This is a genomic window from Streptomyces sp. NBC_00872 (assembly GCF_045161915.1).
GTDB lineage: Bacteria > Actinomycetota > Actinomycetes > Streptomycetales > Streptomycetaceae > Streptomyces.
On sequence record NZ_CP108806.1, the window covers coordinates 495,483 to 509,845 of the forward strand.

General features: G+C 68.3%; 13 protein-coding genes. 6 read left to right on the forward strand and 7 right to left on the reverse strand.

The genetic code is table 11. The annotated features are described in order from the left end of the window. Nucleotides 1–79 precede the first annotated feature (79 nt). From OG214_RS02195 to OG214_RS02205, 3 genes are all read right to left on the reverse strand, one after another. Nucleotides 80–1,930: a right-handed parallel beta-helix repeat-containing protein gene (locus OG214_RS02195; RefSeq protein ID WP_405983550.1), complete on the reverse strand. Its 1,851-nt coding sequence runs from the start codon at nucleotides 1,928–1,930 to the stop codon at nucleotides 80–82. A gap of 405 nt (nucleotides 1,931–2,335) precedes the next feature. Further along, nucleotides 2,336–2,740 (reverse strand): hypothetical protein, encoded by a 405-nt coding sequence (locus OG214_RS02200; protein WP_405983551.1) that lies wholly within the window; start codon nucleotides 2,738–2,740, stop codon nucleotides 2,336–2,338. 277 nt (nucleotides 2,741–3,017) lie between these two features. Next, complete coding sequence (locus OG214_RS02205) at nucleotides 3,018–3,383, reverse strand: hypothetical protein (protein WP_405983552.1); 366 nt, start codon at nucleotides 3,381–3,383, stop codon at nucleotides 3,018–3,020. On the opposite strand from OG214_RS02205, the gene OG214_RS02210 reads away from it, so the two are divergent. The 3 genes from OG214_RS02210 to OG214_RS02220 all read left to right on the forward strand — a co-directional run bounded on the left by OG214_RS02210 (nucleotide 3,370) and on the right by OG214_RS02220 (nucleotide 4,624). After that, nucleotides 3,370–3,867, forward strand: a complete 498-nt coding sequence (locus OG214_RS02210; RefSeq protein WP_405983553.1) for a hypothetical protein — start codon at nucleotides 3,370–3,372, stop codon at nucleotides 3,865–3,867. The genes OG214_RS02205 and OG214_RS02210 overlap by 14 nt on opposite strands. After that, complete coding sequence (locus OG214_RS02215) at nucleotides 3,867–4,430, forward strand: hypothetical protein (RefSeq protein WP_405983554.1); 564 nt, start codon at nucleotides 3,867–3,869, stop codon at nucleotides 4,428–4,430. The genes OG214_RS02210 and OG214_RS02215 overlap by 1 nt, the downstream gene beginning before the upstream one ends. A gap of 71 nt (nucleotides 4,431–4,501) precedes the next feature. Next, a complete protein-coding gene (locus tag OG214_RS02220) occupies nucleotides 4,502–4,624 on the forward strand; it encodes a hypothetical protein (protein WP_405983555.1) in 123 nt (40 codons plus the stop codon). A gap of 23 nt (nucleotides 4,625–4,647) precedes the next feature. Here OG214_RS02220 and OG214_RS02225 read toward each other — a convergent pair whose 3' ends face one another. Then, nucleotides 4,648–5,052, reverse strand: coding sequence for a nuclear transport factor 2 family protein (locus tag OG214_RS02225; RefSeq protein WP_363084313.1), 405 nt, complete (start codon nucleotides 5,050–5,052; stop codon nucleotides 4,648–4,650). 364 nt (nucleotides 5,053–5,416) lie between these two features. On the opposite strand from OG214_RS02225, the gene OG214_RS02230 reads away from it, so the two are divergent. After that, nucleotides 5,417–7,543, forward strand: a complete 2,127-nt coding sequence (locus OG214_RS02230; protein WP_405983556.1) for a SpoIIE family protein phosphatase — start codon at nucleotides 5,417–5,419, stop codon at nucleotides 7,541–7,543. Nucleotides 7,544–7,633: 90 nt separating this feature from the next. Here OG214_RS02230 and OG214_RS02235 read toward each other — a convergent pair whose 3' ends face one another. Continuing rightward, a complete protein-coding gene (locus tag OG214_RS02235; protein WP_363084315.1) occupies nucleotides 7,634–7,984 on the reverse strand; it encodes a VOC family protein in 351 nt (116 codons plus the stop codon). 143 nt (nucleotides 7,985–8,127) lie between these two features. On the opposite strand from OG214_RS02235, the gene OG214_RS02240 reads away from it, so the two are divergent. Further along, a complete protein-coding gene (locus OG214_RS02240) occupies nucleotides 8,128–8,832 on the forward strand; it encodes a winged helix-turn-helix transcriptional regulator (RefSeq protein ID WP_405983557.1) in 705 nt (234 codons plus the stop codon). Nucleotides 8,833–9,033: 201 nt separating this feature from the next. On the opposite strand, the gene OG214_RS02245 is transcribed toward OG214_RS02240, so the two are convergent. Continuing rightward, the gene (locus tag OG214_RS02245; protein ID WP_405983558.1) at nucleotides 9,034–9,879 is read right to left on the reverse strand and encodes a hypothetical protein; all 846 of its coding nucleotides are present in this window, start codon (nucleotides 9,877–9,879) and stop codon (nucleotides 9,034–9,036) included. Nucleotides 9,880–10,022: 143 nt separating this feature from the next. Further along, nucleotides 10,023–10,520: a GNAT family N-acetyltransferase gene (locus OG214_RS02250; protein ID WP_405983559.1), complete on the reverse strand. Its 498-nt coding sequence runs from the start codon at nucleotides 10,518–10,520 to the stop codon at nucleotides 10,023–10,025. 280 nt (nucleotides 10,521–10,800) lie between these two features. Here OG214_RS02250 and OG214_RS02255 point away from each other — a divergent pair, with 280 nt between their 5' ends. Then, nucleotides 10,801–14,277, forward strand: a complete 3,477-nt coding sequence (locus tag OG214_RS02255) for a phosphodiester glycosidase family protein (protein ID WP_405983560.1) — start codon at nucleotides 10,801–10,803, stop codon at nucleotides 14,275–14,277. The last annotated feature ends 86 nt before the right edge of the window (nucleotides 14,278–14,363 follow it).

Consider the following 14,363-nt stretch of genomic DNA (forward strand, 5'->3'; position numbering starts at 1 on the left):
GGTAGTCCCACGGCGGGTGCGGACCGGACGGAGAGCCGAACGCTCCCCGGCTCCCGCTGCCTCCCACCGGTATCCCAGGTCAGCCGCTGGTCACGATCTTGAATGTGTTCGGTGAATCGTTCTGCTGCGCCACCTGCCCCGGGAGCAGGTTCTGGATCTTGTTGCCCGTGAACGTCCCTGTGCCGGTGACTCCCGAATTGATCCAGATTCCCTGCTTCGCCGGACGGTCGATCGTGTTGTTCGTCAGCGTGACATTGACGCGCGTTCGATCGATGCTGAGCCCCGCGGTGAGGGACCCACGCAGGATGTTGTCGCTCATGGTGACGTTCGTGAAAGCGTTCGGGAACTGTGAGGTGCTCCCCGTCGAACCGATGTGTACACCGTGCCGGACGCCGTTCCAGCCACCGCCGCCCTGGAGGACGTTCCCGGTGACCGTGGCGGACTCCAGGGGGTGCCCCGAATCGCCGAACACGCTGAGTTCCAGGGCGTTGTTCGACGACACACTGTTCACCACGTTGTTCCGCACCTCGACGTTCTTTCCGCCGGCGACCCTGATTCCGTTGGCCCACCAGGGTGCGATCGCGGTGTTGTTCAGGATCTTCGCTCCGGACACCTGGCCGTTCGTGCCGGTGGGGCCAGCGTCGGAGTAGGTCGCGAAGGAATCGTCACCGGTGTTCCGGGCGAAGCTGTTCCGGACCGTGATGTTGAGGCCGAGCTTCTCCCCGTTCGGCGCGTTGCCGTTGTTGATGTTGTAACCGTCGCCGTAGCTGTCGGCGGTCCGGCTGTTCTGAAGGATGCCGTCGGTGCCCGACAGCCAGTTGGCGTCGATGTGCCGCGTCCAGAGCCGGTCGATCAGCCAGCCCGTACCGCCGGCGTTGACTCCGTAGTCCGAACCGCCGGTGCCACCGATTCCCCGCCAGACGGCGTTGGTGTCGATCTGAAGGTCCGTCACCGTGGTTCTCGTGCCCACCACGATCTGCGAACGCCAGGAGTTGGCCGGCAGCGGAACTTTGCGATAGAGGGTGGTGTACCACATGCCGGCGCCCTGGACCTTCACTCCGGTGAAGTCCAACGGCTTGGAGACCAGGCTGTTCGTCAGGTACTTGCCCTGCGGGATCCACACCGACTTCCCCTGAGTGCGGGCGGCGTTCACCGTGTTCTGGATGGCTACCGTCGAATCCTTCTGGAAGTTCGGGTCCGCGCCGTTGCTGACGACCGAGATCGAGTTCGCCGGCTGAGCCAGCGCGGCGCCGACGTTCTCCAGGTCGACGGAGTCGATGTCGTAGACGGCGGCCGTGTTGCCGGCGTCCTTCCTGAACTGGATGGTGCTGCCCGGGGCGATCGCGGCGCCCGTCACCCGCAGGGGGAATTCGTTGTAGAAGCGGTACGCCTGGCCTCCGGCGCCGGGGTCGTCCGGATTGGTGGTGGCACCGCGGTAGTTCCACGCCTGCTGAGAGCTGAGGGAGATCGCCTGGCGGAAGGCGCCGTTCACGTACAGGTTCAGCGTCGCGTTGATTCCGCCGCCCCCGGCCGAATCCGGGATCGAGGCGCGGACCACAAGGCTGTTGGCGTTCTTCCCCGTGTTGTTCGTCAAGGTCACGGAATCGCCGTTGGCCTTCAATTCGACCAGCGAATAGCCCGAGGCTTCGCCCTCCAGTGTGGCCTTGGTCGGGGGCGTCGTACCCGGGCCGATGGAGCGGACACGGGCGCCGCCGCCGAGCCCCCCGGTTTCGGCCTCGACCGTCACGAAGGGAGTGGTGGCCCCGGCCGCGGCCACGATCTGGGCCTCGGACGTGGCGGCCGGCTGGGCATCGGCTGCCACGGCAACGTTGTCAGGGCGCGCGTCGCCGCTCTGGACGGACACCACGCCCGCGGCGAGCAACGCGACGCCGCACAGGCCGCACAGGCCGGGCATTATTCTGCGGTACATGTTTCACCCCTTGATGGGATTGGCGATTGTGCGGGAACCGCCAAACCGCGAGCGACTACGTGCCCGAGGATGCTCGGACGCCAAGACGGTCGGGACATTCCGCCTTCTGTGCCGGCAGCTTGACCATATGGGCGAGATTGAACTGCCGAACTCATGGCTCGTCAATGGTCCCAGCTGCCATTGCTGATACATCCCGCTATGGATGATTTGCTGTGCGATGCGCGGTGCGGGAGGGCAAGATCTCGCCATATACATCGGATGGCCGCCGATATCGCGCGGCGCATCGAAGATTTTGCGCCATACGAAAGGCGCCAACTTCATGGGACGACGGGTGGCGGGACTCGTGCGGGGCCGATGTCGGCCGCGTGTGAGGGCGCGACACTCCTGAGCGTTCCGCTACGTGCTTCAGGCGCCCCAGCGGCGTCGCGCCTCGTCCCGCGCCGCCTCGATGAATTCATCAGGCGGGCGATAGCCGTGATCGACGATGTAGTGGAGCACCAGATTCGGCGCCACATAGAGTTCCCCGGCATCGGAGACCACCCGGATCTCGGCATTACCCAGACGGTAGCTCGATCCGAATCGAGCGGACTCACCGAACTGCTCCAGCATTTCCGCGCATATCGCGCAGTAGTGATATCCACGGCTCTTGTTCTGCATGAGAGACCCGAGGTCGGACAGGATCTCCCAGTCGTCGACCGACACATCCCCGGTGCTGTAGCTCATATCACCTTCGAGCCAGCCCACGGTCAGCCCCTCGGGCTCGGCGTGATAGTCGAAGTCATACAGCGAAAGCTCGGGATAGTAAGTCAAGGATTTCCTTTCCGGCAGGAAAGACGGCATGGCCGGCGCCCATGGCGGACACCGGCCACATTACGTCGTTCGCGACATCACAAGAACGGGTTGAACTCCCGGCACATGGCCGTGTGGACGTTACCCATACCTTGCCCCCCGGCCCGAAGGACTCCACGACGTCCGGGGCGTCCGGACTGCCGCGCTCGACCGCGAGCCCCGCGCTGTCGTTGAGGGTCCGTCGGTGCGGAATGTAGAAGTTCAGCGTGGTCCCCTGCGTTCTTCTGTTCGCGCCCCTTCACCACCAGCGGCTGATTGTTCGAGTCCTTGGGCCCCGTGCGCTTGAGGAGGCTCCAGAACCGCGCTTCTCCGTGGCTTTGGCCGCGAGTTTCTTGCTCTTCTGTACCGCGTTCCCGGTTTTCTCGGCCGCCTTCTTCGCGGCTCTGGTGGCCGCTTCCTGTGCTCTCTTCTTCGCCGCCTGCGCGGCCTTCTTGGCGGCCGCCTTGGCGGCAGCGGCGGCCCTCTCGGCCGCCTCACGCGCGGCCTCGGCCGTACCGCCCCCGCCGCCGTCCATCATCAGACCGGTGGGGTCGGCGAAGGTGACGGGGTTGTTCTCGCAGCAGACGTACCTGATCGGTGCGCACACCGCGGTGGGCAGGGCCACGCCCACCGGCGGCACCGCTGACGCGACGCTGGCGATCACACCGGACAAGGACCTGCTGACCAGTCCGAAGACGGTGTGGCCTCTTTTCATCGACCGGTCGATCACCGGGAAGACGAAGAACTGGACGACGACGTACAAGAAGTACCCCACGTCCAGCTTCTACGACGGTGCGAACTACAACACCGGTACCACCGAGGCACGTGTCGGCTACGAATCGACCACCGGTGGTCCGTCGCGGTCCTTCTTCCGGCTCGCCTGGACCTCCAGCATCATGGGCGCCACGGTCACCAAGGCCGACCTCCGTCTCTACGAGCCCTACAGCTGGTCCTGCTCGGCGCGTGAGACGCAGGTCTGGCGCACCGGTGGTATCTCCTCCTCGACCACCGACGGCACGGTCCGCTTCTACAAGGCGACGGCCACCTGGGGCGGCAGCGCCACCACGGTCATCAGCGGCGGCTGGGAGAACAAGATGGCACTCGGCTGATGAGCGCCGCCGGCACGACCGAGAACCGGGCCCGCACGAAGGACGACACGATGAAGCGGTACGAACACGGCACGGCCGCGGGCCCCAGCCCCCGGCCCGGCCGACCCACCCGCAGAACCACCGCGGCGATCCTGTCGACCGCGGCCCTGGTCCTCGCCTCGGCATGCTCCGTCGCCGGGGCCGGTGGGGGCGGGGGTGGAGGCGGCACCTACGGCCTGCAACGCCAGGCCGCCGCCAGCCCCGCCCCCACCGGCCCCGCCGGACTCACCGCCAAAGCACTCAAGACCGGCAGCATCCCCGGCGCGACGGTCACCACCCCGACCGGCGACCAGGCCCCGGGGGCCGAGGACGTCGAGACGAACGCACCGTGCCGGTCCCTGGCCCGCGCCGTCGCCGGCGCGGTCCTCGGCTCCCCCGAGGACGCCGCGACCCGCCGGGTCACCGGCGACGGCCTGGTCACCACGGTGACCCTCGCCTCGTACGAGCATGACGAGAAGGCCGTCGCCGCACTGACAGAGACCTCTCCACCGCGGCCGACGCCTGCGCCGGCGGCTTCACCCTGAAGTCCGGGGGCGACGAACACCAGGTCACCGGCGCGACCAGGGAGCTCGCACCCCAAGGAGCCGACCAGGCCATGGGCTTCGGCATCACCCGACGCACCGACGGAACCGACACCACCGAGAAGATCGTCGTCATGCGCCGGGGACCCGTCACCGCCTCGTCTGAGGATCGAAGCCGGTTCCGGGCCAGGGCCTGAGTCAGGCCTGGGTCAGGTCTGACTCAGGCCCTGGCGATGCTCCTGCCCGGCATCGGCTCCGCCAGTGCTGTCCGCCATTGAGGCGCGCCAAAGGTGTCCGCGAAGTACTGCGTCTCATGCACCACATGTCCGTGGGCGAATTCCATAACGCTCACCGAGTAGGTGGGCACCCCGTCGTAGGTGATGACACACTCGCTCACCCACAGATCCGCGCTGCCGACGATCCGGTTGACGGTGAAGTGCCGACTGGCGGGATGTCCGCCACGTTGCGCCGAAATCGTCGCCCGGCCCTGGAATCGCTCACCTGACTGGGGATAGTCGAGGATCGCGTCCGCTGCGTAGATGGCGTGCTCGGCTTCGGTATCCCCACGCTCCGATGCCCGCCAGTGTTCCTCGATCGCGGCTCTGGTCCGGATATCAGGATCCATCGCATTGTCCCTTCTGCAGGCGGCCGGAGCGAAGAGCTGAGCCGTTGAACGTAATGGGCAACGGTGACACCGTAGACCGCTCAACGCAGCGACTCGGCTTCAGGACAGCCGCGGACCGAAAGAAAAGTACGCGACTTATCGCGGGAACGGATGTGCGACGTTCGCGTCACCCTGCGTAGAGACGCATGCGCGTACAGACGGGAACGTTGCGGATTTGGACAAGAACTGGGGACAAGGTGCAACGGCTTATTCTTGGTCCGGTGAGCTGGGGCGTGCTATCTCAACCTTCGACGAGAGGAGGGGAGACTGAGTAATGATCAACCCCACAGCCGGAACATCGGAATCCACTCGGATGGACACGGCCGTGGCGATGATCGATGTCCGGGGAACCGTCACGGGATGGACGGAAGGGGCCGGGGAGCTTCTGGGGTACACCGCCGCGGAGATCGTCGGCCGCTCCGCCACGCTGCTGCTGAAGCCGCGCCTGGCGCCCCGGGGCCTGGCCGAGTGGATCTGGCGGGCACGGCTGCGGGAGCCGTGGTCGGGGAGGACCGAACTGCGCCGGAGGGACGGAACGGGCGTCCGGGCGTCCATCGAGGCGTTCCCCTTGTCCGGCGGCGGCAGAAAGGAATGGCTCGTGATGGCCACGGCCGTCACCGTCGCCGTCACGGAAGCGTCGCCCCGCACACCGCCGCAGACACCTCTCGGGACCGCGCTGGCCCGCTCGCCGATCGCGGTGTCGATCTGTGATGGTGACGGCCGGTACGTCTGGGTGAACGAGGAAGCCGAACGCTGGGACCGGCTCGTACACAACCAGCGGGTGGGGCATGTGCTCACGGAGCTGTGGCCCGGCAGCGAGAGCGGGGCCGTCGTGGCCCTGATCCGGCGGGTATTCGAGACCGGGGTACCGGTGATCGAGCGTGAGCAGCGGTGGCCCGTCCCGGACACGGACGAGGAGCGCGTGTTCTCCTGCATGTACTTCCGCCTCGACGACGCGGAGGGCCGGCCGCTGGGTGTGTGCTGCATGGCCACGGACATCAGCAGGTCCGACGGCCGCAAGCACCTCCTTGTGCTCAGCGAGGCGGGCAAGAGCATCGGTACCACTCTCGATGTCATGAGGACCGCACAGGAACTGGCCGATTTCGCGGTGCCGCGCCTGGCCGACTACATCACGATCGACCTGGCGGAATCGGTGCCGCTCGGCGGCGAGCCCCTCCAGCGGCTCACCTCCCCGGACCAGCGCGTCCCGGTGTTCCGCCGTGCGGGAGCGGCCTCGATCCACTCCGGTATGCCGGAGTCCCTGTGGGGCATCGGGGACGTGGTCTTCGTGCCCCCCTCGTCGCCGTTCACCCGCGCCCTGTGCTCACGGGAGTCCCACTACGAACCGGTCCTGGACACCTCACCCGGTACCTGGCTCGACCAGGACCCGGACCGGCTGCGGAACATCCGCGCGACCGGCATGCACTCCCTGATCATCGTCCCCCTCCAGGCGCGCGGAACACTCCTCGGCGAAGCCGTGTTCGTCCGTAACGACAACCCCGTGTCGTTCTCCAGGGACGAACTGCTCCTGTTCCAGGAAATCGCCGGGCGGGCGTCACTGAGTCTGGACAACGCCCGCCGCTTCACCCGCGAGCGGGCCGCCTCTCTCGCGCTCCAGCGCAATCTGCTCCCCCAGCGTCTCGCTGGAGGCAAGGCGATCGAGGTCGCGTCGCGCTATCTGCCGGCGGACACGCACGAGGGCGTCGGAGGCGACTGGTTCGATGTGATCCACCTTCCCGGCGACCGGGTCGGCCTGGTGGTGGGCGATGTCGTCGGGCACGGCATCAACGCGGCGGCGAGGATGGGACAGTTCCGTACGGTCGTCCGCACCCTCGCGGAGCTGGATCTGCCGCCCCATGAACTGCTCTCGCGGCTCGACAGCCTCGTCGTCCGTCTGGCCGAGCAGGACAGCGGAGAGGTCTGCGGGCTTGGCCTCTGGTCCCAGGCCATGGGCGCCACCTGCGTCTACGCCGTCTACGACCTCTCCACCCGGATCTGCACCATGGCGAGGGCGGGACACCCGCCGCCCGCGGTGCTCACCCCGGACGGCGGCGTCACCTTCCCGGAACTGCCCGCGGGGACGCCGATCGGTACGGGCCTCAGCTCGTACGAGTCCCGGTCGATAGAGCTGCCCGAGGGCAGCGTCATCGCCCTCTACACCGACGGGCTCATCGAGTCCCGCGAGGCCGATCTCGACGAGGGTCTGCGCCGGCTCGGTTCGGCCCTCGCGCATCCCGGCGTCCCGCTGGAGGACCTCTGTACGGAAGTGATCACGGCGATGTCCCTGAAGCCGCGCCGCACATCGGACGCCGTCATCCCCGACGCGGCGATGCCGGAGTTGTTGGACGACGACATCGCCCTGCTGCTGGCCCGCACCCGCGGACCGGCCCGCGGAAGAAACCGACGGGCCGTCACAGAGGATCGAGAACAGCGCTCACGACCGCGGGGGTGAGGCCCACGGCCGGCCCCGTGACGACCGGCCGACTGTAACGGCGGTAACGGCGGTAACGGCGGTAACGGCCGTGAAAGCGGGTGGTGGTGGTCAGCGGGCGATCAGGTCGAACTCGTTGCCTTCCGGGTCGGCGAGCGTGGCGTAGTGGATGCCGGCGTCGACCTCGTTGCGCTTGGTGGCGCCCAGACCCGTCAGTCTGGCCACCTCGGCGTCGAAGTCATCGGTGACGAGGTCGAAGTGCATCCGGTTCTTGACCGTCTTGTCCTCGGGGACCTGGCGGAATCCGATACGGGAACCGGGGACGGCCGGGTCGGCGGCGACGGTGGCCTGGGTCTCGTCCGCGCCGGTGTCGACGGTCCGGCCGAGGGCTTCGGCCCAGAAGGCCGCGGTTGCTTTGGCGTCGTGGGCGTCGAAGGTGACTGCGAACACGGAGATGGACATGGTGATCTGCTTTCTTCGATATCTGCGGTACGGGTCGCGGGTCGGTCCCTGACGGCGACCGTAGACGTGGATACTGCATTATTGCAAGTGAAGTTGCCATGTAGCTGTGCACAGCACAATCAGAAGCTTGCTATGGTTACGAGATGAAGCGTCGCGACTTCGGGCAGCACTGCGGCCTCGCCCGTGCTCTGGAGCTGGTGGGTGAACGATGGGCCTTGCTGATCGTCCGCGATCTCACGGTGCGCCCGAAGCGGTACACCGACCTGCTCAACGGGCTGCCGGGCATTCCGACGAACGTGCTCTCCACCCGGCTCAAGGAACTTGAGCAGGCGGGCCTCGTCGAGCGCCGTATCGCACCGGCGCCGCGACGCGGCGTCCTCTACGCCCTGACGTCCGCCGGGCACGAGCTCGAACCGGCCGTCCTCGCCCTCGGGCGCTGGGGAGCCACCCAGCTCGACGAGCCCCGGCCCGGGGACATCGTCACGCCCGAATCGGTGACCATGTCGCTACGAGGTGTGTTCGATCCCGACGCGGCGGCCGGGCTGACCGCGTCCTGGGAGATCCGCTCCACCGGCCTCGTGCTGCACGCCGTCGTCACCGGCGGGCGGCTCGAAGCCGGCGTCGGCCCGACCACGGACAAGCCCGACCTCGTCATCGCCTTCGAGCCGAACGACCACGATCTGCCCTCCTACCGGGCACTCGTACAGGCCGCCAGATGCGGACTGGTCGAACTGGACGGACCTCGCGCGCTCCTGGACACCTTCTTGCGCGTGTTCGCCCCTCCGCAGCCGGCGTTGCCGGAAGAGACACCCGACATGCCGATCCCCCAATCGCCCGGGGCTCGGTAGGGGACGCGGTTCAGGGGCGGTCTGCGGTGACGCGCCATACGCGGGGCGCGAGCGGACCGCCGGCTCACCGAACCGAGCCGGTTCGGTTCACACCGGCGGGGTTCACACCGGCGGGGTTCACACCGGCGGGGTTCACACCGGCGGCCCGGCCGTCGCGTCGGCCGGGCCGCCTTGGTGCGCGTCAAATCCTCGCTCGGCCCCTCACTGGCCCAGCGACTGGTCGCGCTGCTCCCTGACCTGGTCGGTGAGGTCGCCCGTGTCGGCGGCCGGCGGGGCCGTAATCGGCTTGATGGCACCGAACTTCAGGAAGTCCATGGTGGTCGCCACACCGCCGCCGCTCTGCTTCATGCGCACGGGCAGGTCCTTTCCGTCGACCCAGATGTCGACGGTCATCTTCCCGCCGCTCGTCTTCAGGGACTCGATGGCGGCCTTCCTCTCCTGGGCGGTGAGGGCGGACGCGTTGACCTGCTCCGTGCCGACGCTGCCCCGGTAGTGGGTTGCCTTCTTGCCGCGGATCGTTTCCTCGCCGAGGTTCTCCACGTCCTTCGCGGCGCCGATGTAGCGCAGGCCCGCCGTCGGGTCGGCGTTGTCCGCGATGCTGTCCGCGCCCGACTCCCCCAAGACGGCGGAGACGTCGATCCGCATCCAGTGCTTGCCCTTGAGCGGACCACTGGGCTGCGGGTCCACCTCGTAGTAGTACGCCCCGTCGACCATCTTCACCGTCAGCGTGGGATCGTCCTGGACGGACTGCATCTGCGCGTTCGCGGTGTCCATCTCGACATCGAGCGCGGCACCGTCGCCCCAGGAGTAGGTGCCGTCCATGGATACCGGCTTGCCCCCGGCCGCGTCGATCACCGTCGTCGTCTCGACCTCGGCCGAACCGAGCTTCGACGCCTTGTCCGACGCACGGGTCAGCGCCGCCATGATCGCGTCGGCGTGGCTGACGGCATCGACGGTCTTCCTCGCGGCGTCCGCGCCGCACGCGGTGGTCGCTGCCAGCACGGCGAAGGTGATCCCCGCCCACGCTCCGGTCCGGATGTGCCTCATATGTCCCCCCCAGGTGTGTACTTCTTGTGCTTTTCGCAAGGAGCGAACTCTAGTCGGACGGAGACCGTGGACCAATCCGGGCCGTATCCGGCTACGGCTCCGGCTCCGCCCGTGACACTTCCAGCGGGCCCTCCGGACAAGTCCTAGCCGGCTGACGGTGCGATGACCGCCCGCGCGGACAGTTCGACAACGATCTCGTCGCCCTCGACGGCTGTCATCGGCTCGAATCCCAAAGAGGCGTAGAGATGCCCGGCCGCGGCGTTGTCCGGGTGATACGACAGGCGAAGCACCCGGCAGTCCTCATGGCCCGCCAGCCATCCCATCAGAGTGCGCGCCGCGGCCCGCCCCACCCCCTGGCCCTGCTCGGCGCCGTCGATCAGCATGCCACCGATCCAGTGCGAACCGTCGTCGTCGCGGCCCCACATGACGTGCCCCGCCACCGTGTCGTCGGCGCAGACCGCAAACGAGTTCCACACGCCTTCGCGCATCGACAGCACGAGATAGCGAGCCGCCAAGGCGGGTGCGTATCGGCGTTGGCCGTCCAGAGGAGCGATGTCCGCGACAGCCCTCCAGTTCTCGTCGTGCACCTCATGCAGGGCGACGCGTCGCCCGGTTCTGTCCAACAGCCCAAAACTGATCACGCGGTGCAGGCTACGAACCAATCGGTCGACCCGCGAACCATTTACCTCATGACTCGTCGGACACGGACCAGGAGTGTCCGGGCGCCACGGTCCGCCACGGACCACCACGGTCCGCCACGACGTCAGGACTCAACTTCACAGCGAGGGTTCATTGCGGGCTCGTGATGGCGTCACCCGCGCTTCTCAGTTGATCTTTCGAATGGGTGCGCGCCCGAAATGGGCGTGGTGGGGGTCGTTCTGCCTCCGCGTCATCTTTTGACCCGAGGTTCCAATGAAATTGATGGTCCTGAACCATCGGTGTACCAGGCCGCTGCTGGTGGCGCTCGCCACGGCGACCGCGCTGGCGGCCGCACCTGCCGTCGCGTACGCGGACGACAGCCGGCCCGCGCCGGTCACCGGCGGGATCCCCTTGATCAACACGGCCGAGAAGATCGGTCCGGGGATCAACCTGCAGCATGTGAAGGCGCTCGACCAGAAGGGCTGGTACGACGCGCAGTTCCTGACCGTGAACCTGTCCGACAAGGACGTCAGCACCGACCTGCTCACCTCCGGACCCGTCGCGTCCGGCGGTTCGCTCAGCGAGGCCGCCAAGAAGGCCGGTGCCGTCGCGGGCGTCAACGGCGACTTCTTCGACATCGGCAGCTCCAACGCGGCGCTCGGTGGCGAGATCCAGGACGGCGAACTCCTCAAGACCGCCGACATCGCCGGCGGCCGCAAGCACGTCGGCGTCAGCAAGGACGGCATCACCCAGCTCGTGGACCTCTCGGTCGACGCGACGGCGGACTTCGCCGGGGCGGGCCACAAAGTCCTGTCGATCAACGCCGCGAACGGCGGCGGGATCCCCGCCGACGGCATGGTCGCGTTCACCTCCGCCTGGGGCGACTACAGCCGCAACGGGGGCCTGACGGGCGTGGCCAACGACCAGATCGCCGAGGTCCTGGTCAAGGACGGTTCGGTCGTGTCGGTCACGCCGAACGGTCCCGCGGGCTCGGGGACGATCCCGGACGGCGCCTTCGTGCTGGTCGGGCGCGGCGCCGCGGCGACCGCGATCCGCGCGCTGCGGCCGGGCGCCCCGGCGACGCTCAGCTACTCGCTCGCCGACAGCGCCGCCAAGACGATGCGATTCGCGATCGGCCACGGCGGCACCATCATCTCCGGCGGCCAGGTCGTCAAGGGCCTCGACACCTCGATCGCCCCGCGCACCGCGCTCGGCTTCAAGGACGGCGGCCGGACACTCGTGCTCGCCACCTGGGACGGTCCGGGCGGCACCGGCAAGGGCGGCGTCGGGATCGACAAGGAGGCGCGTGACCTCGCCGCGATGGGCGTGGAGACGGCGGTCAATCTCGACGGCGGCGGCTCGACCACGATGGTCGCCCGCGCGCTCGGCGAGGACGACGCGACCGTCCGCAACGTCCCGTCCGACGGCCACGAGCGCAACGACCCGAACGGCGTCGGGGTGTTCGTCGCGAAGGGCGACGGCAAGCTGCACGAGCTCCTCGTCAAGCCCGCGCCGGGTGCGGCGGCGGCCGACGGCGGCGTGAAGGTCTTCCCGGGACTGCGCCGCGCGCTCGTCGCGCGGGGCCTCGACAAGCACGAGACCCCGGTGCCGGTCGACCAGGAGTCCGTGGAGTGGTCCGCGGACGAAGCGTCCGTCGAGGACGGCACGCTCACGGCCCCGGCCGAGGCGGGCACGGTCAAGGTCGAGGCGCGGGTGGACGGCGAGCACGAGGACACGAAGGTCACCGTCCTCGGCCCGCTCAACAGCGTGGAGCTGTCGTCCCAGCTGCTGTCGATTGCCGACGTGTCGCCCGATCAGGCGGCCACGGTCTCCGTGACCGGCCGCGACGCCCAGGGTTACACCGCCCCGATCGACCCGCGGGACCTCGCGCTCGACTACGACCACAGCGTCGTCGACGTCCGGCCCGCGAACGGCAAGTTGAAGATCACCCCGCTCGCCAACGCGAGCACGACCCTCAAGCTCTCGGTCGCGGGCAAGTCGGTCCAGCTTCCCGTCACGATCGGCGTGCAGACCAGGACGCTGTACGACTTCGAGGACGACGTGCTCGCCCGCTGGCGCAACAACAGCACCGCGGCCACGACGTTCTCGGCGGACCCCGACGGCCTGCGGATCGACTTCAACGCGATGCGCAACGTGGGCATCTCGGCGGCATCGTCGGCCCAGCGCGTCCCGGTTCCCGGCCAGCCGCTGCGCGTGCGGGTGCGGATCAAGTCGAACATCAGCGTGCCGAGCGGTCTGACCTACCTGGGCTACATCGACGCGGCCGGCAAGAGCAACGGCATCTACGGCACCGGCCTGGCCGCGAGCGGCGACTGGCAGAACGCCACGTTCACGGTGCCGGCGACCACGGCGTTCCCGATCGTGATCTCAAGCTTCCAGGGCATCAACACCAACGTCGCCCAGCAGAAGGCGGGCACGTTCGTCCTGGACCGCATCGAGGCCGACGTCCCGACGTCGATCGACCTGCCCGCCCAGCCCGCCCCGCAGGCCGATCCGCTCATCTCCGACGACGGCTCGCTGCTCGTCGGCCGTAAGACATGGCAGTTCGCCACGCTGTCGGACGTGCAGTTCACGGCCGACAACCCGGCACTGACCCAGGTCGCGACGGCCGCCATCCAGCGGATCCGCAAGACCGACCCGGACCTGCTCGTCCTCAACGGTGACATCACCGACCGGGGCCTGCCACAGGACCTCGCGCTCGCCCGCAAGGTGCTGACCGACGCCGGGTGCGACCTGATCCCGGTCGGCCAGGAGCCGGCGCCGGACAGCACGCCGGACCCGAAGGCCGGCTCCATCCCGTGCTACTACGTGCCGGGCAACCACGAGTCCTACGGGCTCAACAACGTCCAGAGCGATCTGACGAACTTCACCACCGAGTTCGGCCGGCCGTACCGGACGTTCGACCACAAGGGCACGCGGTTCATCCTGCTCGCCAGCTCCCTCGGATCGCTGCGCGGGACGGCCTGGGACCAGCTCCCGATGATGCGGGAGGCGCTCGCCGACGCCAAGACGGACAAGTCGGTGCGCAACGTCATGGTGTTCGCCCACCACCCGGTGGACGACCCCGCCGAGGCGAAGTCCAGTCAGCTCGGCGACCGCGACGAGGCCGCGCTCATCGAGGACATGCTCACGGACTTCCGTGACTCCTCGCGCAAGGGTGCCGCGATGGTCGGCTCCCATGCGCAGATAGCGAATGTCCACCGCCTTGAGGGTGTCCCCTACACGGTGCTGCCGTCCTCGGGCAAGGACCCGTACGGCACGCCGGACCGCGGCGGTTTCACCGGCTGGGTCGACTGGTCCGTCGACGCGGGCCGGGACGCGACACAGCAGTGGGTCGAGGCCGATGTGCGCGCCTTCGCGCAGTCGATCGCGCTCGACACCCCGACCACGGTCGAGGTCGACGACACGGCGCGGCTCTCGGGCAGCATCGTGCAGCCGCAGGGCGTGTCGACAGGCTCGCGTGTGGTGCCGCTGCGGTACCCGATGTCGGTCGACTGGAGCGGCTCGTCCAACCTGGCGATCGGCAGCGGGAAGAGCGCCGTCGACGACGCCCGCGGCCAGGGCAAGGTCGCGATCCTCGACCCGCGGACCCGGACGCTCACCGCGCTGAAGGCCGGCTCGGTGACCGTGACCGTGACGAACGACTCCATGCGTGCCTACACCGACGAGAGCTCCCTCGCGCCGGTCACGGCCTCGAAGACCATCCAGGTCGTACCGTTCGAGCGGGGCGACAGGTAATCACCAGCACCGGCGGGCTGTCGGCGCGGATCGGCTTCCGAGCGGTCCGACACACAGGGCGGCCCGGCTGAGGGCGAGCATGTATG

What these genes read in the sequence shown, in the direction of transcription:
- OG214_RS02195 (WP_405983550.1), bottom strand. Translation starts at nt 1,930, where the DNA reads ATGTACCGCAGAATAATGCCCGGCCTGTGCGGCCTGTGCGGCGTCGCG.
- OG214_RS02215 (WP_405983554.1), top strand. Translation starts at nt 3,867, where the DNA reads ATGAGCGCCGCCGGCACGACCGAGAACCGGGCCCGCACGAAGGACGAC.
- OG214_RS02220 (WP_405983555.1), top strand. Translation starts at nt 4,502, where the DNA reads ATGGGCTTCGGCATCACCCGACGCACCGACGGAACCGACACCACCGAG.
- OG214_RS02225 (WP_363084313.1), bottom strand. Translation starts at nt 5,052, where the DNA reads ATGGATCCTGATATCCGGACCAGAGCCGCGATCGAGGAACACTGGCGG.
- OG214_RS02235 (WP_363084315.1), bottom strand. Translation starts at nt 7,984, where the DNA reads ATGTCCATCTCCGTGTTCGCAGTCACCTTCGACGCCCACGACGCCAAA.
- OG214_RS02240 (WP_405983557.1), top strand. Translation starts at nt 8,128, where the DNA reads ATGAAGCGTCGCGACTTCGGGCAGCACTGCGGCCTCGCCCGTGCTCTG.
- OG214_RS02245 (WP_405983558.1), bottom strand. Translation starts at nt 9,879, where the DNA reads ATGAGGCACATCCGGACCGGAGCGTGGGCGGGGATCACCTTCGCCGTG.
- OG214_RS02255 (WP_405983560.1), top strand. Translation starts at nt 10,801, where the DNA reads ATGGTCCTGAACCATCGGTGTACCAGGCCGCTGCTGGTGGCGCTCGCC.